The organism is Streptomyces sp. ISL-94, assembly GCF_018614075.1.
Classification (GTDB): Bacteria; Actinomycetota; Actinomycetes; order Streptomycetales; family Streptomycetaceae; genus Streptomyces.
In genome coordinates this window covers 1-22,238 of the sequence record NZ_JAGGOZ010000098.1, presented here as the reverse complement: position 1 = coordinate 22,238, position 22,238 = coordinate 1, and the positions used below count along the sequence as shown (strand labels likewise).

15 protein-coding genes are annotated in these 22,238 nt (G+C 71.3%); 3 read left to right on the top strand and 12 right to left on the bottom strand.

Annotated features, from left to right (window positions below):
• Positions 1–20 precede the first annotated feature (20 nt).
• The 9 genes from J7E94_RS27450 to J7E94_RS27410 all read right to left on the bottom strand — a co-directional run bounded on the left by J7E94_RS27450 (position 21) and on the right by J7E94_RS27410 (position 9,597).
• Positions 21–1,172 (bottom strand): sensor histidine kinase, encoded by a 1,152-nt coding sequence (locus J7E94_RS27450; protein ID WP_215019500.1) that lies wholly within the window; start codon positions 1,170–1,172, stop codon positions 21–23.
• 41 nt (positions 1,173–1,213) lie between these two features.
• Positions 1,214–1,363, bottom strand: coding sequence for a hypothetical protein (locus J7E94_RS27445; protein ID WP_215019530.1), 150 nt, complete (start codon positions 1,361–1,363; stop codon positions 1,214–1,216).
• Positions 1,364–1,437: 74 nt separating this feature from the next.
• Entirely contained in the window at positions 1,438–1,725 is a 288-nt protein-coding gene (locus J7E94_RS27440; protein WP_215019499.1) for a hypothetical protein, read from the bottom strand.
• Positions 1,726–1,870: 145 nt separating this feature from the next.
• Positions 1,871–3,115, bottom strand: coding sequence for a nucleotide sugar dehydrogenase (locus J7E94_RS27435; protein WP_215019498.1), 1,245 nt, complete (start codon positions 3,113–3,115; stop codon positions 1,871–1,873).
• A gap of 55 nt (positions 3,116–3,170) precedes the next feature.
• Positions 3,171–3,905, bottom strand: a complete 735-nt coding sequence (locus J7E94_RS27430; RefSeq protein WP_215019497.1) for a PIG-L deacetylase family protein — start codon at positions 3,903–3,905, stop codon at positions 3,171–3,173.
• A complete protein-coding gene (locus J7E94_RS27425; RefSeq protein ID WP_215019496.1) occupies positions 3,902–5,134 on the bottom strand; it encodes a glycosyltransferase in 1,233 nt (410 codons plus the stop codon). The genes J7E94_RS27430 and J7E94_RS27425 overlap by 4 nt, the downstream gene beginning before the upstream one ends.
• A 118-nt stretch (positions 5,135–5,252) precedes the next feature.
• Complete coding sequence (ccrA, locus tag J7E94_RS27420; RefSeq protein WP_308345477.1) at positions 5,253–6,512, bottom strand: crotonyl-CoA carboxylase/reductase; 1,260 nt, start codon at positions 6,510–6,512, stop codon at positions 5,253–5,255.
• Positions 6,513–6,854: 342 nt separating this feature from the next.
• Positions 6,855–7,892, bottom strand: a complete 1,038-nt coding sequence (locus tag J7E94_RS27415; RefSeq protein ID WP_215019494.1) for an aminoglycoside phosphotransferase family protein — start codon at positions 7,890–7,892, stop codon at positions 6,855–6,857.
• Positions 7,893–7,920: 28 nt separating this feature from the next.
• Positions 7,921–9,597 carry an MDR family MFS transporter gene (locus J7E94_RS27410; RefSeq protein WP_215019493.1) on the bottom strand — a complete coding sequence of 559 codons (1,677 nt, stop codon included), beginning with the start codon at positions 9,595–9,597 and terminating at the stop codon, positions 7,921–7,923.
• A 361-nt stretch (positions 9,598–9,958) separates the two neighbouring features.
• On the opposite strand from J7E94_RS27410, the gene J7E94_RS27405 reads away from it, so the two are divergent.
• From J7E94_RS27405 to J7E94_RS27395, 3 genes are all read left to right on the top strand, one after another.
• Complete coding sequence (locus tag J7E94_RS27405) at positions 9,959–11,617, top strand: NAD(P)/FAD-dependent oxidoreductase (RefSeq protein ID WP_215019492.1); 1,659 nt, start codon at positions 9,959–9,961, stop codon at positions 11,615–11,617.
• Positions 11,618–11,634: 17 nt separating this feature from the next.
• A complete protein-coding gene (locus J7E94_RS27400; protein WP_215019491.1) occupies positions 11,635–13,407 on the top strand; it encodes a fatty acyl-AMP ligase in 1,773 nt (590 codons plus the stop codon).
• A gap of 183 nt (positions 13,408–13,590) precedes the next feature.
• Complete coding sequence (locus J7E94_RS27395) at positions 13,591–14,334, top strand: response regulator transcription factor (protein ID WP_308345474.1); 744 nt, start codon at positions 13,591–13,593, stop codon at positions 14,332–14,334.
• A gap of 92 nt (positions 14,335–14,426) precedes the next feature.
• Here the strand turns inward: J7E94_RS27395 and J7E94_RS27390 are convergent, their stop codons facing one another.
• The 3 genes from J7E94_RS27390 to J7E94_RS34955 all read right to left on the bottom strand — a co-directional run.
• Positions 14,427–15,050, bottom strand: coding sequence for a DUF1453 family protein (locus tag J7E94_RS27390; protein WP_215019489.1), 624 nt, complete (start codon positions 15,048–15,050; stop codon positions 14,427–14,429).
• A 157-nt stretch (positions 15,051–15,207) separates the two neighbouring features.
• Positions 15,208–21,420, bottom strand: a complete 6,213-nt coding sequence (locus J7E94_RS27385; protein ID WP_215019488.1) for a type I polyketide synthase — start codon at positions 21,418–21,420, stop codon at positions 15,208–15,210.
• A gap of 20 nt (positions 21,421–21,440) precedes the next feature.
• Positions 21,441–22,238 (bottom strand): phosphopantetheine-binding protein (locus J7E94_RS34955; protein WP_251057301.1); only part of this gene is annotated, 798 nt, incomplete at its 5' end.

Here is a 22,238-nt window from a genome sequence, read left to right as displayed (position 1 = left end):
AGGTCTGATGCGTGTCCGGATTACTCCGGGACCTCGGCTGTCAGTACCCAGCGGGCGCCGCTTTGCGTGCGTTCCGTGGTGAGCGTGCCGGCGACCAGCGCGAGGCGTTCGCGGATGCCCGTCAGGCCGTAGCCGGGGACGTGGTCGGGGCTCTGGTGCGCGGGGCTCGACGTGACGTTGTCCACCGTGAGGCGTACGGAGCCCTCGGCGTAGTCGAGGCTGACCTCGACCCGTTCGCCGGGTGCGTGCTTGGCCGCGTTGGTCAGGGCCTCCCGCGCGCTCTGCACGAGGCAGACGGCGGCGGTCGGCGAGAGCCGGCGGGGTTCGCCCGAGAGGCTGAGCCCGACCTCGCCCGGGTGGTTGGAATCGTGCGTCTCCACCAGCTGCTTCAAGGCGTCCGGGAGTGACGGGATGTCGCCCCGCAGGGCGGCAACAGCGTTGCGGGCCTCCGCGAGTCCCTCGTCCGCCAGCCGGTTGGACCTGAGGACCCGGGCCATCGCGCCCTCCGAGTCGCCCTTCTCGATCAGCGCGGCGGCCACCTTGAGCTGGACCGTCAGCGCGCCGAGCGAGTGGGCCAGTACGTCGTGCATCTCGCGGGCGATCCGGGTGCGTTCGGCCAGAGCCGCGGCGCGGGCCTGCTCCTGCTGCATCAACAGGGTGTTGTCCAGGAGCTGTTCCGCCTGATCCGTGCGCAACTGCTGCTGACGGCGGTTCAGTCCCAGCAGGGTGAGTACGAGGATCAGCAGCGGGTAGCCCAGCACGTCGCTGAGCGGGCGGTCCGCCAGGGTGCAGCTGATCCAGGTGCACGCCAGGCAGGAGAAGGTCACCGCCGCGATCGTCTGCCCTGAAGGGGAGGTCAGCGAAGTGAACCGGCCGAGCAGCACGCACAGCATGATCACGGCGGTGGTGTCGGCCGCCTCGCCCACCGCCAGGGTCGGCAGCAGCGCGCTGAACGCGAGCAGGGCGGCGGCGGCTCGCGGGTACCAGGGGTGCAGCGCTATGAACAGGATCCAGCTGAGCATGCTCGCGGCGTAGAGCCCCCAGATCCACAGGGTGTCCTCGCTCGCCGTCAGCAGGGCCACGACCAGCATGCCCGTACCCAGGAACTGGACCACGAGCCAGCCGGGCGCGAGCCGGTCTATGAAGTGCCGACGGCCGGACATCGGGTCCATGCTCACCTGTTCCAGGAAGATCGGGCGGCTGTGGGGAACCGCTACTTGGTGCCGACCTTCTTATAGATGACGACCATGGCGGTCAGCACGACGACGGCCGCGATCGCCACGATACCGAGCTTCCAGAGATGGTCCTGCACGAGATGGTGCAGGAGCTCGTCCTTGTCCATGTCGCCTGATGCGATGGCCACCGGCGGGTTCATCGTCCATGCCTCCGAGATGTGGTGCGGGGTGTGGCGGGGTGTGGGGGGACAGGGCTAGGTGATTACCGGCGGTTGCCGGAGCGGCCCAGGTAGTCGAGGACCGACAGCAGCACGCTGCGCTTCAGGCTGGGACGGCTGCCGTAGCGCGAGTTGGTGTTGCGTCCTCGCTCGCTCAGGGAGCGGGCGATGGGGGCGACCTGGTCCTTCACGTTGCCCAGCTTGCCGTTGCGCTTGAGCACGATCACGATGGTGAACGCGATGATCAGGAGTACGGCAGCGCCGGCGACGACCAGTGCGAAACGCACCAGCATCACCGTCATGACCGTGTCGAGGTCGAGTGCGAGGTTCATCTTTTCGGCAATCCTTCCGGTGAATGCCGAGGACACTACGGACGGGAAGGGCGGGGCGGGCCCACCCAGCGGTGGAGTTCCGGGCGGAGATGCCCACCCGGAACTCCACCGGACGGCGGCCCGGACCGGGTGGTCCGGGCCGCCGCTACAGCGCGATGTCGGCGAGTGCCGCCGACCCTGTGGTGTCGAACAGCCGGCGGGCGCCGGCGACCCGCTCCGGGGTGTACTCCCGGTGGCGCTGGAGCAGCACCGTCATGTCGGCGCTCGCCAGCGCGCCGTCGAGGTCGGAGACGGCCGTGATACGGCCCTCCGGCCAGGTGAGCTCATCCGCGTACGGGTCGTGGAAGACCACGTCGAAGCCGCGTTCGAGCAGGGACGCCGCGATCGGCACGGCCGGCGTGTGCCGGGTGTCGGCGGTGTCCGCCTTGTACGTGACACCGAGCAGCAGCACGGTCGGGGAGCCGGCCGGGTCCGACGTGGTGCCCAGGTCCTTGGCGATCCGGTCGGCCACCCACAGCGGCATGCCCTCGTTGACCCGGTGTGCCGTCTCGGCCATGTGGAACGGCAGTCCCATCGTGGCGGCCTGGTGCACCAGGTACAGCGGGTCGGCCGGGATGCAGTGGCCGCCCACGCCGGCGCCGGGCCGGAAGGACGCGAAGCCGTACGGCTTGGTGGACGCGGCGGTGATGGTGTCCCACACGTCGATGTCCATGCTGTGGCACAGCTGCGCGAACTCGTTGACCAGCGCGATGTTCACCTGGCGGTACGTGTTCTCCAGGATCTTGGCGGCCTCCGCCTCCCTCATGCCCTTGGCCCGGTGGACCACCGTGACCTGGCGGTAGAACTCCACCGCGCGGTCCGCGCATGCGGCGGTGAGACCGCCGACGACACGCGGAGTGGTGGTGATGCCGTACGAGGCGTTCCCCGGGTCGATGCGCTCGGGGGAGTAGGCCAGAGCGAAGTCCACGCCCGCCTTGAGCCCGGACTCCTCCAGGACCGGCAGCAGCATGCCGTCGGTGGTTCCCGGGTGCGTCGTGGACTCCACGATCACCAGCTGGCCGGGGCGCAGCTGGTCCCGTACCGCCGCGGTGGCGCCCATCAGGGGCCGAAGGTCCGGCCGCTCCCCGGTCACCGGGGTCGGGGCGCAGACCACGATCACCTCGCAGTCGGCCAGGACCGCCGGATCGGCGGAGGCGCTCAGCCGCCCGCCGAGGCTGCGGATGTCCTCGTCGCTGACGGTGTCCACCGGCGACTGCCCGCCATTCACCAGGGCGACCCTGGCGGTGTCGATGTCGTAGCCGGTGACGTGATTGCCCACCCGTGCCAGCTCTACGGCGAGGGGGAGCCCGGCGTAACCGATACCGACCATACCCACGCGTTGACCGCTCATTGCCGGTCTCCTTGTCCTTGTGAAACGGTCCCTGTTCGGGCTCCGACGGGTGTGCTCAGGACTGTCCGTACGCCATGCGGTACGGGACGAAGGTCTCGGCGCAGGCGAAGTTGAGCGACGAGCCGGCGGCCGCGTCGATCATGTGGATCTGTTCGATGGAGCGCGGTCCCTGCGCGCGCATCTGGGTTCCGTAGGCCCGCAGGGCCTCTTCCTTGGCGGGCCAGAACCGGCCCGTGTCGACGTGCACCCACCACGACTCGTTCTCGGCGGACCAGCGGTCCTCCACCCCCCGGTACCCGAGCACCAGGCGGGGCGTGGGCTTGAGGCCCTCCGGCTGCACCCGCGCCGCGGCGAACGCGGCCCGGTGGACGGCCTGGTGGTCCTGGTGGAACCCGCCGGACGACGGGATCAGCAGGGCCTGCGGGCGTACGGTGGCCAGCGAGACCTCTTCATGGCGCTCGATCAGGTCCACCAAGGCGCGCTGACGGGTGCTGATGTCGAGCTCTCCGGTCTCGTCGACCCAGGCGATGGTCGACCGGGCGACGCCGAGGGCGGCGCACGCCTTGTCGAACTCCGCGTAGCGCACGGTGGGTTCGCTGGTGCTGCCCCACATCCTCGCGGCGCGCACGGTCACGCACAGGACGTGCACCTCGACACCCTCGGCCGCCAGCCGGGCGATGGTGCCGCCGGGGCCGATGGTCTCGTCGTCGGGGTGCGGGGCGATCACCAGGGCGCGGTCGCCCGGCCGCAGCCCGAAGAGCGGGCGCTGCTCCTGCTCGGCGGTGGTCATGACGCGGCCGGCGCGGTGTGCTCGGCGGCGAGGGACTCCAGGTGCGCGACCACGGCGTCGATGCCCGGCAGGCCGAGCATCTGCCGGTGGGCGGACCGCACGTTCGCGGTGATCTTCTCATCGGTCAGCAGCCGCTCGCAGACCGCGGCGATGCCCTCCGGCGTGACGTCGAGGATGGGGGCGCCGAGGCCGAGCTCAGTGATGCGCTCGGCGTTGTGGGGCTCGTCGGCGTACTGCGGGAGGGTGGCCATCGGAACACCGGCGCGGACGCCCTCGCGGATACCGTTGTAGCCGGCGTGTGTGAGGAAGACCTGCGCGCACTGCAGCAGCAGCGGCTGCGGAACCCAGTCCACGACGTGGACGTTGGGGCCGGCCTCGAGGCCCTCGACCGGCAGGCCGCCGGTGGAGACGATGGCGTGGCAGTCCAGCAGGGACAGGCCGCCGACGATGGCGCGCAGCGTGTCGACCGGGTCCATCATGCCGTCGGGCATCTCGATGCCCATCATCTGCATGCCCATCACCACGGGCAGCGAGGTGCCGACCGAGGCGAGGACGAGCGGCTTGTCACCCGAGAGCCCGGCGAACTCCGCGGGCAGCCCGGCGCTTCCGTCGGACAGCATGGGCTGGCTATAGCGGAACGGCTCCACCGAGTCGAAGGCGTTGAAGGTGTAGCCGGCCGGCATGCAGTCGATGCGGCCGTAGCGGTAGATGGAGAACTTGTCGTCCTGGCACGGCAGTCCGAGCTCCGCGCGCCGCTCGTTGAGCAGCGCGTGCAGCCCCTCCGGGTCGATCAGGTTGCCGGCGCCGGACGGCGCGGAGATGTGCGGGATGCCCAGCTTCTCGGCGATGAGACAGCCGGCGAGCTCGCCGCCGTCGCGCAGGACGATGTCGGGGCGGAACTCCTCGGCGAGCGGCAGGACGGCCCGGTAGGCGCTGGCCACCTGGGGACCGCCGGCGAAGCCGATCAGCTGCGCACGCTCGTCGACCTCGCCGCCCGGCCCGAGCAGGGCCGGGTCGAGATTGTCGCGCAGCTGGCGCATCTCCTGCATGGCCGCGATGAAGTCCGGCAGCGCGGGCTCCACGCGGGCACCGGAGTCGGCGTACACCTCGGCGAGGTGGGGCGGGAGGCAGACCAGGACCTCGTGACCGGCCTTCGCCAGGGCGCGCACCATGGGGAGCACGGCGCGTGCATGGCCCTGGGAGCCGGTGACGGTGGAGAGAACACGCATGGGGAGGAACCTTTCGGCAGTTTCTGGATGCAGAGGGGCTGAATGCAGAGGGGCGAAGCGCAGAGGGGTTGGCGCGGAACGCCGGGTGCGGCCCTCGCGGGACGGCCGACCGCAGCGGTCAGGACTGCGCGAGGGAAGTGAGGCCGGGCCGCGAGGCGTTGACGAGAACGGTCATGTTCCCCATGGGGTGAGCGTTGTCGAAGAGCAGCTGGTGGGCCCGGCCGATGTCGTCGAAGGTCCCGCAGTACGTGACGCAGGGGTCGAGCACGCCGCGGCCCATCAGCTCGATGACCTCGCGGTTCTGCGCGGTGTCGGAGGCGTGCGAGCCCTGGAGGCGCTTGCTGCGCATCCACAGGTAGCGCAGGTCCACGTCGCCGTTGTAGCCGCTGGTGCCACCGCAGATGGCGACCATCCCGCCGTTGTCGCAGACGAACATCGACGTCGGCAGGGTGTCCTGGCCGGAGTGTTCGAGCACGATCCGGGGGGCGCGGCGCTCGCCGAGGATCTCCCAGATCTTCTTGCCGAACCGGCGGGCGTCGGAGTTCCACGCCTCGGTCGCCCGGATGTCCTCGACGTCGGGCAGCCGGCCCCAGTGGTCGTAGTCCTTGCGGTTGATGACGCCCTTGGCGCCGAGCTCCATGCAGAACGCGCCGCGCTCGTCGTCGGAGACGACGGCGATGGGGATGCCGCCGCGGTAGTTCACGATCTGGATGGCCATGGAGCCGAGGCCGCCCGCGCCGCCCCAGATCAGTACGGGGTCACCGGGGCGTACGGTGTGCGGCTCCCAGCCGCACAGCTGCCGGTACGCGGTGGCCGCCGTGACGAGGAAGCTGCCGGCGTGCTCCCAGGACAGGGTGGACGGCTTGGGGTGGCACTGGATCTCGTCGACCAGCGCGTACTGGGCGAAGGAGCCGTAGTTGGTCTCGTAGCCCCAGGCCTTCATCGATTTCGAGGTCGGGCCGCTCGCCCCGAGCCGGACGTCCTCGCAGGTCTCGTCCCACTGGGCCCCGGACATGATGATCTCGTCGCCGACCTTGACGTTCTTGACGCCCTCGCCGACCGCCCAGACGACACCGGAGCCGTCGCTGCCGCCGACGTGGAAGTCCTCGGAGGCCCCGAGGGTCTTCTGCCGCATCGAGATCACATTGACCGGCTCGCCGAGCGAGGCCCAGACGTTGTTGTAGTTGATGCCGGCTGCCATGACGTAGACCAGAACCTGGCCGCGGCCCGGCTGGGGGACGTCGATCACTTCGGTCTGGAATGCCTTGAGCGGCTCGCCGAACCGGTCCTCGCGAATGACCGACGCGTACATCTGGCGCGGGACTTCGCCGAGTGGGGGGATCTCGCCGACTTCGTACAGGGGCTTGGACACGTTCACCACTCCATGGATTGTCGATTGACGACGCATTGAACCGATCCCGTTTCTGCGGTGAAAGCATTCGAACCATGGTCCGGGATCGCCGTCGCCGCAGACGCTATCGACGGCGATATTTACGGAACAAGCCCCTAACCGCCCCTACACATCCGACGGCAATCGGCGCTCGCTTTGTTTCGCTGGGGCTGCGCACAAAGAATTCCGGGCAGCGAGAAGCCCCCGCCGCCCCTCGTGAAGGGGCGACGGGTGATGTCCTGAAGCGCGGGAATTCTCCGCTGTGCGGGATACGGGCCAGTGTGTTGGCCACGAACGTTCGCCGGGATTGATCAGGCGGCTTTGAGGGCACTAGCGGCCGAGCACGACGCCGCAGGCGGCCGCCAGGCCTTCCTGGACGCCGACGGAGTGCATGGCCCGCAGGTCGGCGTCCGTGCCGGGGAACATGCGCCCCGGGGTGAGCGCCCGCAGGGCCTGGCCGACCGGGCTCACCCGGGTGGCGAGGTCGGCGAGCCGGCGCAGCTCCTCCATGGAGTGGCCGTCGTCGGTCCACGGCTCCAGGTAGACGTCCCGGATACGGGCCAGCACGGCGGGGGCCCGGTCGGCGCCGAAGCGCCGACGGATCACCCGGGCGACCACGAGCAGACTCGCGAAGGGGAACGCCAGCGAGGCGGCGTCCCAGTCGTGGAACACGTACCGGCCGGTCCCGTGGCCGAAGAGCTGGCCCTCCTGGAGGTCGGAGTGGTCGATCGTGGCCGCGATGCCCGAGCCGTTCAGCTCGGCACACCACTCGCCGAAGCGGGAGCTCATCTGCGAGAGCGCACCGTGCACCCCGTCGTCGAGTCCGCCGATGCGGTGCGTGAGCATCCCGAAGACCGGGGCGAGCACCGAGGGGCGCAGGTCGGGAACCCCGAAACCGGCGAGTTCGTTCTGATGGGCGGAGACCGTCCGCTGGAGCACGGCGTACTGGAGCATGGCCTGCTCCCAAACCGCCGGCTCGTCGGCCCGCCCGCCGAGCAGCTCACCGCCGTCGGGGAAGAGCATCCAGCCGCGCTCGGGAGACACCGCGACCGGCTCCAGCACCTGGCCCGGCACCCACTGGTGCAGGGCCCTTACCAGGGCGGGCTCGAAGACCGAGGCCTTCGGGTTCGCCTTGAACCACACGGGCGGGCCGTTCTCGACCGGGACCCGGACCACCACCGACCACGGGCGCACCCGTACGTCCAGGCTCTGCCCGCCGGAGGCACGCTTCAGGTCCCGCAGTGCCAGGGACTCCTCCACCCAGCCGAGCGCCTCGGCCCGCCAGGCCGGGTCCCTCCACGGGGTCACCGCGTCGAACCCACCGGAATCCACCGACACACCATCCACCGCCACATCATCCGTCGTCACGCCACTGCCTCTTTCATGCCGTTGCCTCTCATTCGGCCGCGTCCGACGAGGCCGCCCGCTCGGCCAGCTGGGCCGCACTCAGTTCACGCAGCGGTACTTCTTTCATGAATGCGGCCAGGACCGCGGTGATGCACATGAGGACCCCGCCGATCAGGAACACCCGGTCAGTGGCGGCGTCGAAAGACTCCCGGAACACCCGGGACAGCCGCGGATCCACCCGTTCGAGGAACGAGGAATCGGAAAGCCCCTGCCGGCGGCTGTCCATGAATTCGAAGAACGGCTCGTTGTCTCGGTCGGACGCCACCGCGGGTTCGGCGAGTACGGACACCACATCGGCGCGGGCGGCGGCATGTTCGAGCCTCCCGGGGAGCGCCCCGAAAAGGACCGAGAGGAACAACGCCACCCCGAATACCCCGGCGACCTGGCGGAAGAAGGTGAGCGAGGCGGTGGAGGACCCGATGTCGGCCACCGGCACCGAATTCTGGGCCGCGACCATCAGGGTGCGCGTGCAGTTGCCGATGCCGATGCCGAACGCGACGAGGATCAGCATGGGAACCCAGGCCGGGGTGTCCACCGTCATCATCCGGAAGCCGAACATCCCCACCCCGGTCAGGGCCGCACCCGTCACCGGAAAGGCCTTGTAGCTCCCGCCGCGCTTCAGGATCCTGCTGGACGCCACCGTGGAGATCACCACGCCGAGCATCATCGGCAGCATCATCAGGCCGGCCGCGACGGGCGAGGAGCCTCCGACGATCTGCAGGTAGAGCGGCACCACCGAGATCGCGCCGAACATGCCGCCGCCGACGAGCATCGAGACCGCGATGGCCACGCTGAACGTCTGGACGCGGAACAGGTGCAGCGGAATCAGCGCGGATTCCCCCATGCGCCGTTCGACCAGGAGGAACGCGACGAAGCCGAGTACGCCCAGCAGACAGCACACCAGCGACCACGCCGAGGTCCAGCCGCGCTGCTGGCCCTGTTCGGCGAGCAGCAGCAGCGGGACGGTGCCGGCCGTGATGGCCGCCGCGCCCCAGTAGTCGGTCCGCTGGTCCTTGCGCCGGTGCGGCAGGTTGAGGACCCGTACGACCACGATCAGGGCGAGCGCCCCGATGGGCGCGTTGAGCAGGAAGATCCAGCGCCAGCCCGTGAGGCCCAGGAACTCGTCCGCCCCGGCGAACAGGCCGCCGATCAGCGGGCCGAGCAGGCTCGCGCTGAGCCACACCGTCATGGACCGGCTCTGGTAGCGGGCGCGTTCCCTGGGTGGCACCAGATCGGCCGTGATCGCCATGGCCACGGCCATCAGCCCGCCACCGCCCAGTCCCTGGAGGCCCCGGAAGAGGGCCAGTTGGTGCATGCTCTGGGCCGCGGCGCAGGCCAGCGAGCCCAGGACGAAGGCCAGGATCGCCGTGACGAACAGCGGCTTGCGCCCGTAGATGTCCGAGAGCTTGCCGTAGAGCGGGGTGGAGACCGTCGAGGTGATCAGGTAGGCGGTGGTCGCCCACGCCTGGAGCTGGAGACCTCCGAGGTCGTCGGCGATGGTCCTGATGGAGGAGCTCATTACCATCTGGTCGAGTGCCGACAGGAACATGCCGGCCATCAACCCGGGCATGACCGCGATGATCTGACGGTGCGAGCGTTCCCGCTCCTCCTCGGAGGCCGGACCGCTCTCCTTCTGCTCCAGGCGACCCGTGCCCGAGGCCGTCATCTGTTCTCCCTAGGTGCCCTGTGATGTCCTGCCAGGTCGTCGCCTGGATTTCCGCCCGAAACTGGTCAGGGCGGCGGGCGTTAAGAATGATCTGCGCGAAAGAGCGGACGCAAGCCCCTACTTAGGGGTGCCCACCCCTAAGAAATGCGGCCCGCCGGATCCGGCGGAGCAGGCCGCGGAGGCAGCCCGGCACTGGGGCGCATAGGGGTTGCCGCTCCGTCCGGCGCCTCAATAGCGTGGACCTGCCGAACGCTGACGACCAGCGATACCCGGCCTGTTCGGCGAGACCCGGTTCTCGCCGGAATGGTCTTCCCGCCGTTTCCCGCCGGCTTTTCGCGCACGGCCCGAGAGGCTTTCCCCGATGACGTCAGCCAGTTCTCCTCCGGTCACCATGCTCGTACCGGATTTCCCTTTCTCCTACGACCGCTGGCTCAGCCATCCGACAGGGCTCGGCTCCGTTCCCCCCGACAAGCTCGGCACCGAAGTCGCCGTCATCGGCGGTGGCATGGCCGGCCTGACCGCCGCGTACGAATTGATGCGGCTGGGGCTGCGGCCGGTGGTGTACGAGGCCGGGGAGCTGGGCGGGCGCATGCGCTCCGTTCCCTTCCCCGCGCACCCCGAGCACGTGGCGGAGATGGGGGCCATGCGGTTCCCGCTCTCGGCCCGCGCGCTGTTTCACTACATCGACCGACTCGGCATCACCACCCGCCCGTTCCCCAACCCGCTGGCCCCGCAGACGCCCGCCACCCTCATCGACCTGGGCGGCCGGCGGGAATGGGCGCGCACCGAGGACGAACTCCCCGAGGTGTACCGGGAAGTGGCCGACGCCTGGGCGAAATCGCTTCAGGAGCGGACCGAACTGTCCCTGATGCAGAGCGCCATCCGCGAGCGTGACGTCAGCACCCTCAAGGGGGTGTGGAACAGGCTCGTCGGCGAGTACGACGACGTGTCGTTCTACGGCTTCCTCGCCGGGTCCCCCGCCTTCCGGTCCTTCAAGCACCGGGAGATATTCGGCCAGGTCGGCTTCGGCACCGGGGGCTGGGACACGGACTTCCCCAACTCCTTCCTGGAGATCCTGCGCGTGGTCTTCACCGACGCGGACGCCGAACAGGTCCTCGTCGACGGAGGCGCCCAGCGGATTCCGCGTGCCCTGTGGGACCACGCGCCCGCCGGCCTCGCCCACTGGCCCGCCGGCACGACGCTCGCCTCACTGCACGCGGGCGGCCCCCGCCCCGCGGTGACCGCACTGCGCCGCCGCGGCGACGGGATCCGTGTCGAGGACGCCGCGGGCGAGGCCCGCGACTATCCGGCGGTGGTGTTCACCCCGCACGTGTGGAACCTGCTCGGCCGGATCGGGTGCGACGACTCCCTGCTGAGCACCCCGGAGTGGATCGCCGTCGAGCGCACCCACTACATGGGCAGCTCCAAGCTGTTCGTGCTCACCGACCGGCCCTTCTGGCGCGACACCGACCCGCTCACGGGCCGCGACACCATGGCGATGACCCTCACCGACCGGATGGCGCGCGGGGTGTACCTCTTCGACGAGGGACCCGACCGGCCCGGCGTGATGTGCCTCTCGTACACGTGGAACGACGATTCGCTGAAGTTCGCCACGCTGTCGCCGCAGGAGCGGCTGGACGCGACCCTGGCCAGGCTCGGGGAGATCTACCCCGGCGTGGACATCAGGTCGCACATCATCGACGGTCCGCTCGCCGTCACCTGGGAGACGGAACCCCACTTCATGGGCGCCTTCCGGGCCAGTCTGCCCGGCCAGTACCGCTACCAGCGAAGGCTCTTCAACCAGTTCGTGCAGGACGGGGCGGCGCCGTCGGCCCAGGGACTCTTCCTCTGCGGCGACGGCATTTCCTGGACCCCGGGCTTCGCCGAGGGAGCGGTGACCACCGCCCTGAACGCGGTATGGGGCGTCCTCGACCGGCTGGGTGGGAGCACGCACCCGGACAACCCCGGTCCCGGCGACCTCTTCGACGGCCTCGCGCCGGTTGAACTTCCCTACGACTGACGAAAAGGACCGTACCCATGGCCCGTACCAGCTCGGAGACGGAGTCGGCCTACGCCGGCACCGTGACGGAAGCCCTCCATCTGCGCGCCGTCAAACAGCCCGACGAGACCGCCTACGTCTTCCTGCGCGACGGCGAGACCCCCGACGGCGCCCTCACCTACCGGGAGCTCGAGGCCGACGCACTCACCAGGGCCGCCGCCCTGAGCGCACTCGGCCTCGCCGACGGCGACAGCGTCCTGCTGCTCTACCCGTCGGGCCTGGAGTTCATCCGGTCCCTGCTGGGCTGCATGTACGCCCGGGTGTCCGCGGCGCCCGTACAGGTACCGACCCGCGCGCGCGGCCTTGACCGGCTGCGCCGCATCGCCGACGACGCGGGCACGACCACCGTCCTCACCACCCGTGCGATCAAGGACGACCTGGAACAGCGCTTCGGCTCCCTCCCGGAACTGGCCGGACTGACGTTCGTGGACACCGAGCTGCTGGCGCCGGGATCCGCCGACTGGACCGGCCCCCGGCCCGAGCCCGACGACATCGCCCTGCTCCAGTACACCTCCGGCTCCACCGGGGACCCCAAGGGCGTGATGGTCTCCCACGCCAACTTCCTGCACAACGTGGCGGAGACCGAGGACGTCTGGCCGACCGGGCCCGACGGGGTGGTGGTCTCCTGGCTGCCGCTCTTCCACGACATGGGGATGCTCTTCGGCATCCTGCTCCCGCTGTGCTCGGGGGTCCCCGCCTACCTGATGGAGCCCGCCGCGTTCATCCGGCGCCCGACCCGCTGGCTGGAGGCGATATCCCGGTTCCGCGGCACCCATGCCGCCGCCCCCAGCTTCGCCTACGAGCTGTGCGTGACGGCGCTCGGAGAAGCCGGCGCGGACCCGGCCGCCGCCGGAGGGCCACGGCTCGACCTGTCCTCCTGGCGGGTCGCCGCGAACGGCGCCGAGCCCGTGCGCTGGGCCGCCGTACGGTCCTTCACCGAGGCGTTCGCCGCGGCTGGCTTCGCCCCGGAGGCGATGTCCCCCGGCTACGGGCTCGCCGAGAACACGCTCAAGGCCACGGCCAGCCCCGCCGACCGGCCCCCGACCGTCCTGTGGGCCGGCACCGCCGCGCTCCTCGACGGCCGCTTCGAACAGCTCGACGAAGCAGCGGAGGGGGCCCAGCCCCTGGTCGGCGCGGGCTTCCCGGCCCTCGGGACCCGGGTGCTCGTCGTCGACCCGGCGACGCTGGAGCCCTGCCCGCCCGGACGGATCGGCGAGATCTGGATCGACGGTCCCTGCGTCGCCCTCGGCTACCGGGAGCGCGACCAGGAGACCCGGGAGACCTTCGCCGTGCGTACGGCGGGGGCGGGCTCGGAGCCCGGCGGTCCGGAGTACCTGCGCACCGGCGACCTCGGGTTCGTCCACGACGGGGAGTTGTTCGTCGCGGGCCGCCTGAAGGACGTCATCATCCGCAACGGCCGCAACTTCTACCCGCAGGACATCGAGCTGTCGGCCGAGCGGGCGGCGGCCGGGCTGCGCCCCAACTGCGCGGCGGCGTTCTCGGTGGACGACGGGGCCATAGAGCGGCTCGTCGTCGTGGTCGAGACCGACGGCCGCGTGCTGCGGGAGACCGGTGCGGAGCGACTGCGCGAGCGCGTCCGGCAGGCCGTCCGCGACGGCCAGAGCCTGAGGACCGACGAGGTCGTCCTGATCCGGCGGGGCGCCCTGCCCCGGACCACCAGCGGCAAGGTGCAGCGACGGGCCTGCCGGAGGCTCTACCTCGGCGGTGAGTTGGCTCCGGCCGGGCAGTAGAGAGAGCGCGAAGACAGCACGAAGACGGGCGGGCGCGAGCCCGCGGGCAGGACCGGCGTGAAAGCCGGACCGACCCGCGGGCGGGCGCCCGCCCTCGTATGGGGAGGTAGATTGGAAACCATGAGAACGGCTGCCAAGCTGCAGTTCTTTCAGGATCTGGAACGCGACCACGGGGGTCCGAGAGTGGCTGAGACGGATCGGTCGGCAGGCCCGGCGCGCGTGCGCGTGCTGGTGGTCGACGACCAGCAGATCATCCGGGAGGGCCTGATGTCCCTGCTTGGTCTGATGGACGACATGGAGGTGGTCGGCGGCGCCGGCGACGGGGTGGAGGCGGTACGGGCCGTCGGTGAAACCTCCCCGAACGTGGTGCTGATGGACATGCGGATGCCGCGGATGGGCGGCGCCGAGGCGACCGCGCGGATCCTGGCCGAGCATCCGGACGTCACGGTGCTGGCCCTGTCCACGTACGCCGACGACGAGTCGATCGCCGCCGTCCTGGCGGCCGGGGCCCGCGGCTATCTGACCAAGGACGCCAACCGGGACCAGATCGCCATGGCCATCCGCAACGCGGCCCACGGACAGACGACGTTGGACCCGGAGGTGACCCGCAGGCTGGCCGCCGCGCTCGGTGCGGCAGGCTCCCCCGCGGCCCCCGCCGAGGGGTCCGGCCAGGCCGCGCCGGCGGCCGGCCGCGCCGGCGGACAGCCGGAGCGCCGCCGGGTCTTCCCCGACGGCCTCACCGGCCGCGAGGTCGACGTACTGCGGCTGATCGCGGACGGTTTGAGCAACACGGAGATCGCCGGGGCCCTCTTCATCGAGGAGACGACGGTGAAGACGCACATCAACAACGCCTTCGCCAAGATCGACGCCCGCAACCGGGCCGATGCCGTGCGCTACGCGTTCCAGCAGGGCCTGGTCCAGCTCTGAGCGCTGCCGCCCGCACAGCAAAAAGGCCCTCCCCGCAGTGCGGGGAAGGCCTTTCTGCGTTACCGGACCGTACGGGGGCCGATCCGGGGTCTTCAGGCGGAGGTGACCGGGGTGGTGTGGTCGCGGGGCAGCGCGGCGGCGCTGCTCTCACTCTCGCCGGCGGTGCTGCTCCGGGCGGTCGAGCCGGCCGGGGTGGCCTGCGGCGCCGGAGGCAGCTTGAAGGAGCGGATGAGGCAGACCACGGTGCGGTAGCCGACCATGGTCATCGCCATCAGGACGAAGAAGGCGGCGATGCCTTCGGAGCCGAGGTCGTTGTTCACCATGAAGGTGCCGAACTTGTCCGAGAACCACGGCGAGTTCTCCAGCAGGAGCAGGAAGGTCGTACGGAAGACCAGCACTGCGATCCAGATGAAGAGGTAGGCCCAGCCGGCCTTGGTGTACACCTTGTGCTTCTTCTGCTCGTTACGGTAGACGACCATCTTGGTCATCAGGAAGTACCCGATGATCCCGCCGACGAGAATACCGAGTGCGGAGGCCGTGATATTCGGGCCGGTGATCGGAGTGCGGTCGTAGGTGTCCCAGTACAGATAGACCGTGAAGCCCATCGAAATGCCGAACTTGATCCATCCGAATCCGTGCTTGCCCACCTGAGTGAGAAGCACGATGGCCATCAGGCCGCCACTCAGTAGAAGCGCTTCCTGCATGGCGTCACTCATGTGAGCCTCCTCCGTCTACCCATTGATTGGTTTCGGTGATTCAGACACTAGGGCCGCCGCGCCGGCAATTCCTGGGCCCGGTGGTGGACCTCTGGGGTGAGGCTTGGAAGCCGTCTCCACCCAGGGGTCCACCTTGGAACGGCCCTGTATCCAGGGGTCATTGCTCGCTGCGGGTGGAGAGCCAGGTTTCCACGGCGCCCGCGGTGGAGGCGGCGTGCTCCTCCATCATGGAAAAGTGGTTGCCAGGGGTGTCCACCTCGGTGTGCGGGTGCTTGTACGCCGCCTGCCAGTCGTCGCCCGCGTTCCAGGCCGCCAGTGGCTCCGCGGCCCGTACGAGCAGCGTCGGGGCAGCGGTGGGCTCCGGGTCCCAGTCGGAGAAGAGCCGGAAGTATCCGCCCATCGCCGTGAGCCGGGAGTCGTCCATCGTCATGAACTCCCCGGTGTCACCGGTCAGTCCGGCGGCCAGCCGGTTCTCGATGCCCTGGAAGGCGTTCCGGCTGGGTCCGTAGATGTCGATCAGGACCAGCGCGTCCGGCCTGACCCCACGCCGCTCCAGCACGCGGACCAAGGTGTGGGCGAGGAGTCCGCCCGAGGAGTGGGCGGCGACCACGAACGGCTCGTCGCCGACATGGGCCAGCAGTGCGTCGGCGTGCGCCTCGGCCAGCGCCTCCACGCTCGCGGGGAAGAGCTCCCCGGCGAGGAAGCCCGGCGCGGGCAGGACCGATACGTCCCTGACCTCGCGGAACGCCGCGGCGAACCGGGCGTATTCGTGGGGGCCCGACATGCCCAGCACCGAGGGGATGCACACCAGGCCGGGCTTCGCCGGGCCCTTGGCGAGCCGTACGACGTCCAGTTCACCGGTGAGCTGGGCGCCGGATTCGAAGACGGGCCTGAATTCGGAGGCCGCGGAGAGCAGTCCCACGAACTCGGCCATCCGGTCCAGTTCCATCGCACGCCGCACCATCGGGCCGAACAACCCCTGCTGCTGCGGCGCCGCCCCGGCATCCGCGCCGCCACCCGCACCGGCCCCGCCGCCGGAGGCGGTGAACGCCGCGGCGACCTGGCCGGCGAGGGCCGCCGGGGTCGGGTTCTCGAAGACGACGGTGGGGGGCAGCCGGACACCGGTGGCCGCGGCCAGCCGGTTGCGGAGCTCCACCGCGGTCAGCGAGTCGAAGCCCATCTCCAGGAACGCGCGGTCCGGGTCCACCCCGCTCGCATCGGGCAGGGCCAGGACGGCAGCCACCTGGGCGCGCAGGAACTCCAGTACCACCGAGGGGCGCCGGTCCTCCTCGGTGCCCGCCAGCCGCTCCCGGAAGGCCGCTCCGGCGCCGTCGGCCAGGGCGGCCCGCCGGGCGGGCGCCCTGATCAACCCGCGCAGCAGCGGCGGTACCTCTCCCATGCCGACCCGCAGGGCGGCGAGTTCGAGCCGCATGGGCACGAGCAGCGCCCGCCCGTCCCGGACGGCCGCGTCGAACAGGGCGAGGCCCTCCTCGTTCGACAGCCCGGCGATACCGGGGCGCAGACCGGCCTTCAGCTCCTCCGCGTCCCGGTCGCCGGCCATGCCGCTGCGCTCGTTCCACAGACCCCAGGCCAGCGAGGAGGCCGCGAGCCCGGTGGCCCGGCGGTGCTGTGCGAGGGCGTCCAGGAAGGAGTTGGCCGCGGCGTAGTTGGCCTGCCCCGGGTTGCCGGCCACGCCGGCCGCCGAGGAGAACAGGACGAAGGCCGATAGTCCGAGGTCGCGGGTCAGCTCGTGCAGGTGCAGGGCCGCGTCCACCTTCGGGCGGAGTACGGCCTCCAGCCGCTGCGGCGTCAGAGAGTCGAACACGCCGTCGTCGAGAACTCCGGCGCTGTGCACCACACCGGTCAGCGGGTGCTCGGCCGGAACGGCGGCCAGCAGCGCGCCGAGTGCTTCCCGGTCGGCCGTGTCGCAGGCCACCAGCTCGGCGGAGGCCCCCAACTCGGCCAAAGTGGTGAGCAGTTCATCCGCCCCGGCGGTGGCCGCGCCCCGCCGGCTGGTCAGCAGGAGCCGGCGGACGCCGTGCCCGGTCACCAGGTGCCGCGCGACCAGCGAACCCAGGGTGCCGGTGGCGCCGGTCACCAGGACGGTGCCTTCGGGGTCGAAGACCGGTACGCCGGTCTCCTCGCCCAGGGTGACCCTGGCCAGCCGCGGGGCACTGACGACGCCTTCGCGCAGCGCCAGTTGCGGCTCGCCGGTGGCCAGCGCGGCGGCGAGAACGTGCCGCGAGGACTCGGTCCCGTCGAAGTCGACGAGCCCGAAACGGTCCGGGTTCTCCGACTGTGCGGAGCGGATCAGCCCCCATACGGCCGCGTGCCGCAGATCCGGTACGTCCTCGTCCGGTCGGGCGGCGACGGCTCCTCGGGTCACCAGGGCCAGCCGGGCGCCCGCGGCGGCTTCGCAGGCCAGCCACTGCTGCGCCAGGCGCAGCACGGCATCGGTTGCCCGGCGTACGTCGTCGGGGCCCGCGGGCTCCCCCTCGGGAGCCGGGTCGAGCGCGAGGACGACCAGCTCCGGTACGGGGGCCCCGGCCTCGGCCGCGGCGAGCAGCTCGCCCAAGTCCCCATGACGGGCGCCGAGGTCGGGCAGTGCGGTCCCGATGACCGCGCAGTCCTCGAGGACCACCCGGCCGGAGCTGGGCAGCACGGCCCAGTCCACCGAGTACAGGGCGTCCTGGTGCCCGCCGGCCGAGGTGCTGAGCTGCTCGGCGGAGACCTCGCGTACGACGAGCGACTCGGCGGAAAGCACCGGCAGACCGGTGAGATCGGCGGCCTGGAGGGACACCTGGTTCTCGGCCCCCTTCGACAGCCGGATCCGCAGGTGCGCGGCGCCGTTCTGGAAGCGGGACACCCCCGTCCAGGAGAACGGCAGCCGCAGCCGGACCGACGCCGAGAGGTCCGCCCCGGCCATACCGGCGTGCAGGGCCGCGTCCAGCAGTGCGGGGTGCAGGCCGAACTCCGCCGCGGCGAAGCGGGCCTGTTCGGGCAGGGTGATCTCGGCGAACGTGTCGTCGCCGGCGCGCCAGGCCGCCCGCAGCCCCTGGAACACGGGACCGTAGCCGACCCCGGCGGCGTTCAGCCGCTCGTACAGGCCGTCGATGTCGAGCCGCTCGGCGCCCTCGGGCGGCCAAGCGGTGAAGTCGAAGCCGGGCGCGGCCTCCTCGGCGGTGACCGTGCCGGAGGCGTGCTCGGTCCAGGGGAGATCGTCCGGGGCGTGGTCGGGCCGCGAGTGGATCCGTACGGGACGGCGTCCGTCCGCGTCGGGCTCGCCGACCGAGACCTGGAGGGCGACCCCGCCGGCCTCGGGAAGGACCAACGGCGCGGCGAGGGTGAGCTCTTCCAGCCGGTGGCAGCCCACCCGGTCGCCCGCGAGCATCGCCATTTCCACGAAGGCGGTGCCGGGCAGCAGCACGCTGTCGACCACGGCGTGGTCGGCAAGCCACGGGTGACTGCGCAGGGACAGCCGCCCGGTGAGCACGGTGGCGTCGGAGTCGGCCACCGACACGGCGGCGGCCAGCAGCGGGTGGTCGGCGGGTGTGAGCCCCGCCGACGTGACGTCGCCGAGGGACGCCGCGGTCTCCAGCCAGTAACGCTCGCGCTGGAAGGCGTACGTGGGCAGGTCGACCGGTCGGCAGGGGGCCGGGAACACGGTGGCCCAGTCGGGCAGCGCACCGTGCGAGGCAGCGTGGGCGACCGCGCTCAGGAACTGCTCGGGCCCGCCCTCCGTCCGCCGCAGCGAGGGGACCAGCGCGACGGCCGCGCCGGCGTCGTCCCCGATGCCCTGGAGCGGGACGGTCAGCACCGGATGAGGGCTGACCTCGACGAACAGGCGGAACCCGGCGTCGAGCAGCGCGCGGGCGGCGTCGTTGAACTGCACCGTCTGGCGCGCGTTGCGGTACCAGTAGTCGCCGTCCAGGGTGGTGGTGTCGACCAGCCCGCCGGTGACCGTCGAGTAGAACGGCACGTCGGAGGCGCGGGGCGCCACGGCGAGCTCGTCCAGCAGCCGGTCCCGGAGCGCCTCGACCTGGGCCGAGTGTCCCGCGGCGTCCGCGCCCCGAATGCGGCGGGCGCGGATCAGGTCCTCCTCGCAGGCGGCCACGAACGCGTCTATGGCGTCCGGCTCACCGGAGACCACGCAGGCCGAGGGCCCGTTGGCCGCGGCGACCGACAGCTGCTCGCCCCACGGCTCGATCCGGCGCAGCACCTCGTCCTGCCCGGCGAGTACGGAGGCCATGGCCCCGTGCCCGTACAGGGTGCACAAGGCGGCGTTGCGGCGGGCGGTGATCCGGGCGGCGTCCCTCAGGGTGAGCGCCCCGGCCACGTGCGCGGCCGACACCTCGCCCTGCGAGTGGCCGATCACGGCGGCAGGCTCGATCCCGTAAGAGCGCCACAGCGCCGCCAGGGAGACCATCATGGTGAACAGCGTCGGCTGCACCACGTCCATCCGGTCCCATTCGGGTGCGCCGGGCCCGGACCGCAGCACGGCCTCCACCGACCAGTCCTGGAACTCCGCGAAGGCGGCGTCGCAGGCGGCCACGGATGCGGCGAACACCGGTGAACTGTAAAGGAGTTCGGCGGCCATGCCGGCCCACTGGGTGCCGTGGCCCGGGAAGACGAAGACCGGCTTGGTGCCGGGCCTGGCCGTCCCGCGTACGACGTTCGCCGAGGTCTCGCCGTCCGCGAGCAGCGCGAGGCCGCGCAGCAGGGCGTCGCGGTCCTCGGCGACCACCGCGCCGCGCTGGTCGAAGAGGGCCCGGCGGGAGACGAGCGCGTGGCCCGCCTCGTACGGGGTGATCTCGGGGTGCCGGCGCAGATGGCCGCGCAGGGCCCGGGCCTGGGCGCGCAGCGCGTCGGCGGACTTCGCCGACAGCAGCAGCGGTACGGGGCCGGACTGTTCGGCGCCGGGCTGTTCCGCGACGGCCGCCGCGGCGCCGGATGATTCGGCGGACTCCCCGGCAGGCGCGACAGACGCCTGGGCGGGCTCCTCATCCGGCGCCTGCTCGATGATCGCGTGCGCATTGGTGCCGCTCAGACCGAAGGAGGAGACACCCGCGCGCCGCGGCTCGCCGGTCTCCGGCCACGGCCGGCTCTCGGTCAGCAGCGATACGCCGCCGCCCGACCAGTCGACCTTGGTCGTCTCCGTGTCCACGTGCAGGGTCTTGGGCAGGACCCCGTGCCGGATGGCCTGCACCATCTTGATGACGCCGCCCACACCGGCGGCAGCCTGGGTGTGGCCCACGTTCGACTTGAAGGACCCCAGCCACAGCGGCCGGCCCTCGCGGCGCTCCCGGCCGTAGGTGGCCATCAGCGCCTGCGCCTCGATCGGGTCACCCAGCGTGGTGCCGGTGCCGTGCGCGTCGACCGCGTCGACCTGCCCCGGCGACAGCCGGGCGTTGGCCAGCGCGGCCAGGATGACCTCCTGCTGCGAAGGCCCGCTCGGCGCCGTCAGCCCGTTGGAGGCCCCGTCCTGGTTGACGGCCGTACCGCGGATGACCGCGAGCACCTGATGCCCGTTGCGCCGGGCGTCGGAGAGCCGCTCCAGGACGAGCATCCCGGCGCCCTCGGCGAAGCCGGTGCCGTCGGCGGCGTCGGCGAAGGCCTTGCACCGCCCGTCGGGCGCCAACGCCTGGAGCATGCTGAGCTCCAGGAACGTCGTCGGCGTGCACATCACCGTGACGCCGCCGGCCAGCGCCAGGCTCACATCGCCCTGGCGCAGTGCCTGACAGGCCAGGTGCAGCGTCACCAGCGACGACGAGCACGCCGTGTCCACCGTGATCGCCGGACCCTCCAGGCCCAGGGTGTACGCGATGCGCCCCGACACGATGCTGCCGGTGCTCCCCGTACCGAGGAACGCCTCGACGCCCTCGGGGACCGCCGTCAGCGGGGACACGTAGTCGGAGTTGTTCATCAGCCCCGCGAACACCCCGGTGCTGCTGCCCCGGAGGGAGCCCGGGTCGATGCCCGCGTGCTCGAACGCCTCCCAGGCGACCTCGAGCATCAGCCGGTGCTGCGGGTCCATCGCAGCCGCCTCACGGGGCGAGATCCCGAAGAACACCGGGTCGAAGCCGGCGACATCGTCCAGGAAACCGCCGCTGCGGCAGTGCAGCGTCCGGCCGTCGCCGTCGACGTCCCAGCCGCGGTCCGTGGGGAACGGCGCGATGCCGTCCCGGCCTCCTTCGACCGCCTCCCACAGGTGCTCCGGAGTCTCGATTCCGCCGGGGAACCGGCAGCCGATCCCGACGATCGCGATCGGTTGGTGAGCTTTCGCCTCCTCCTCGTGCAGCCGCTGCCGTGTCTGATGCAGATCCGCCGTGACCTGCTTGAGGAAGTGACGGAGTTTGTCTTCGTTCGCCATCTGGTTGCGCTCCTCGCAGATCAGGAAATACCGAACTCTTTGCCAATGAAGTCGAAGATCTCGTCGTCGCTCGCGGACTCGATCGAACCGGGGACGTCCTCGCCGTCCGCCGGGGTGTCGCCCTCGGACCACGCCGCCAGCAGCGTCCGCAGCCGTGCCGTGACCCGGGCCCGCTGGCCGCTGTCGGGCTGTGCCGCGGCCAGTGCCTCGGCGAGCCGGTCCAGCTCGCCGAAGACCGGCGAGGCGCCCTGGGAGCCGGGCAGTTCGGCCGAGATGTGCGTCACCAGCTCCGCTGTCGACGGGTAGTCGAAGACGAGCGTCGCCGGCAGCTGCAGGCCGGTGGCCGCGCCGAGCTGGTTGCGCAGCTCGACGGCGGTCAGGGAGTCGAAACCGAGGTCCCGGAAGGCCCGGTCGGCCTCCACCTCCTCCACCCGGGCGAAGCCGAGCACGGCGGCCACCTGGGTGGCCACCAGGTCGAGCAGAACCGCCTGCCGCTCCGGCTCGGCCAGGGTCACCAGCCGCTCGCGCAGCGCCGTGGCCCCGGCGGAGCCGACGGCCGCCGCCCGCCGGGCCCGAGCCTTGACCAGCCGGCTCAGCAGCGGAGGTACGTCGCCCTCCGCACGCAGCGCCGCCAGGTCGAGCCGGATCGGCACCAGGGCCGCCCGGTCGGCGGCCAGGGCCGTGTCGAACAGGGCCAGGCCCTCGGTGACGGTCAGGGCCGAGACACCGCTGCGGTTCATCCGCCGCACCTCGGAGCCCTCCAGAGCGGAGGCCATGCCGCCGCTCTGCTCCCACAGGCCCCAGGCGATGGAGGTGGC

What these genes read in the sequence shown, in the direction of transcription:
- J7E94_RS27450 (WP_215019500.1), bottom strand. Translation starts at nt 1,172, where the DNA reads ATGGACCCGATGTCCGGCCGTCGGCACTTCATAGACCGGCTCGCGCCC.
- J7E94_RS27440 (WP_215019499.1), bottom strand. Translation starts at nt 1,725, where the DNA reads ATGAACCTCGCACTCGACCTCGACACGGTCATGACGGTGATGCTGGTG.
- J7E94_RS27435 (WP_215019498.1), bottom strand. Translation starts at nt 3,115, where the DNA reads ATGAGCGGTCAACGCGTGGGTATGGTCGGTATCGGTTACGCCGGGCTC.
- J7E94_RS27430 (WP_215019497.1), bottom strand. Translation starts at nt 3,905, where the DNA reads ATGACCACCGCCGAGCAGGAGCAGCGCCCGCTCTTCGGGCTGCGGCCG.
- J7E94_RS27425 (WP_215019496.1), bottom strand. Translation starts at nt 5,134, where the DNA reads ATGCGTGTTCTCTCCACCGTCACCGGCTCCCAGGGCCATGCACGCGCC.
- J7E94_RS27410 (WP_215019493.1), bottom strand. Translation starts at nt 9,597, where the DNA reads ATGACGGCCTCGGGCACGGGTCGCCTGGAGCAGAAGGAGAGCGGTCCG.
- J7E94_RS27405 (WP_215019492.1), top strand. Translation starts at nt 9,959, where the DNA reads ATGACGTCAGCCAGTTCTCCTCCGGTCACCATGCTCGTACCGGATTTC.
- J7E94_RS27400 (WP_215019491.1), top strand. Translation starts at nt 11,635, where the DNA reads ATGGCCCGTACCAGCTCGGAGACGGAGTCGGCCTACGCCGGCACCGTG.
- J7E94_RS27390 (WP_215019489.1), bottom strand. Translation starts at nt 15,050, where the DNA reads ATGAGTGACGCCATGCAGGAAGCGCTTCTACTGAGTGGCGGCCTGATG.
- J7E94_RS27385 (WP_215019488.1), bottom strand. Translation starts at nt 21,420, where the DNA reads ATGGCGAACGAAGACAAACTCCGTCACTTCCTCAAGCAGGTCACGGCG.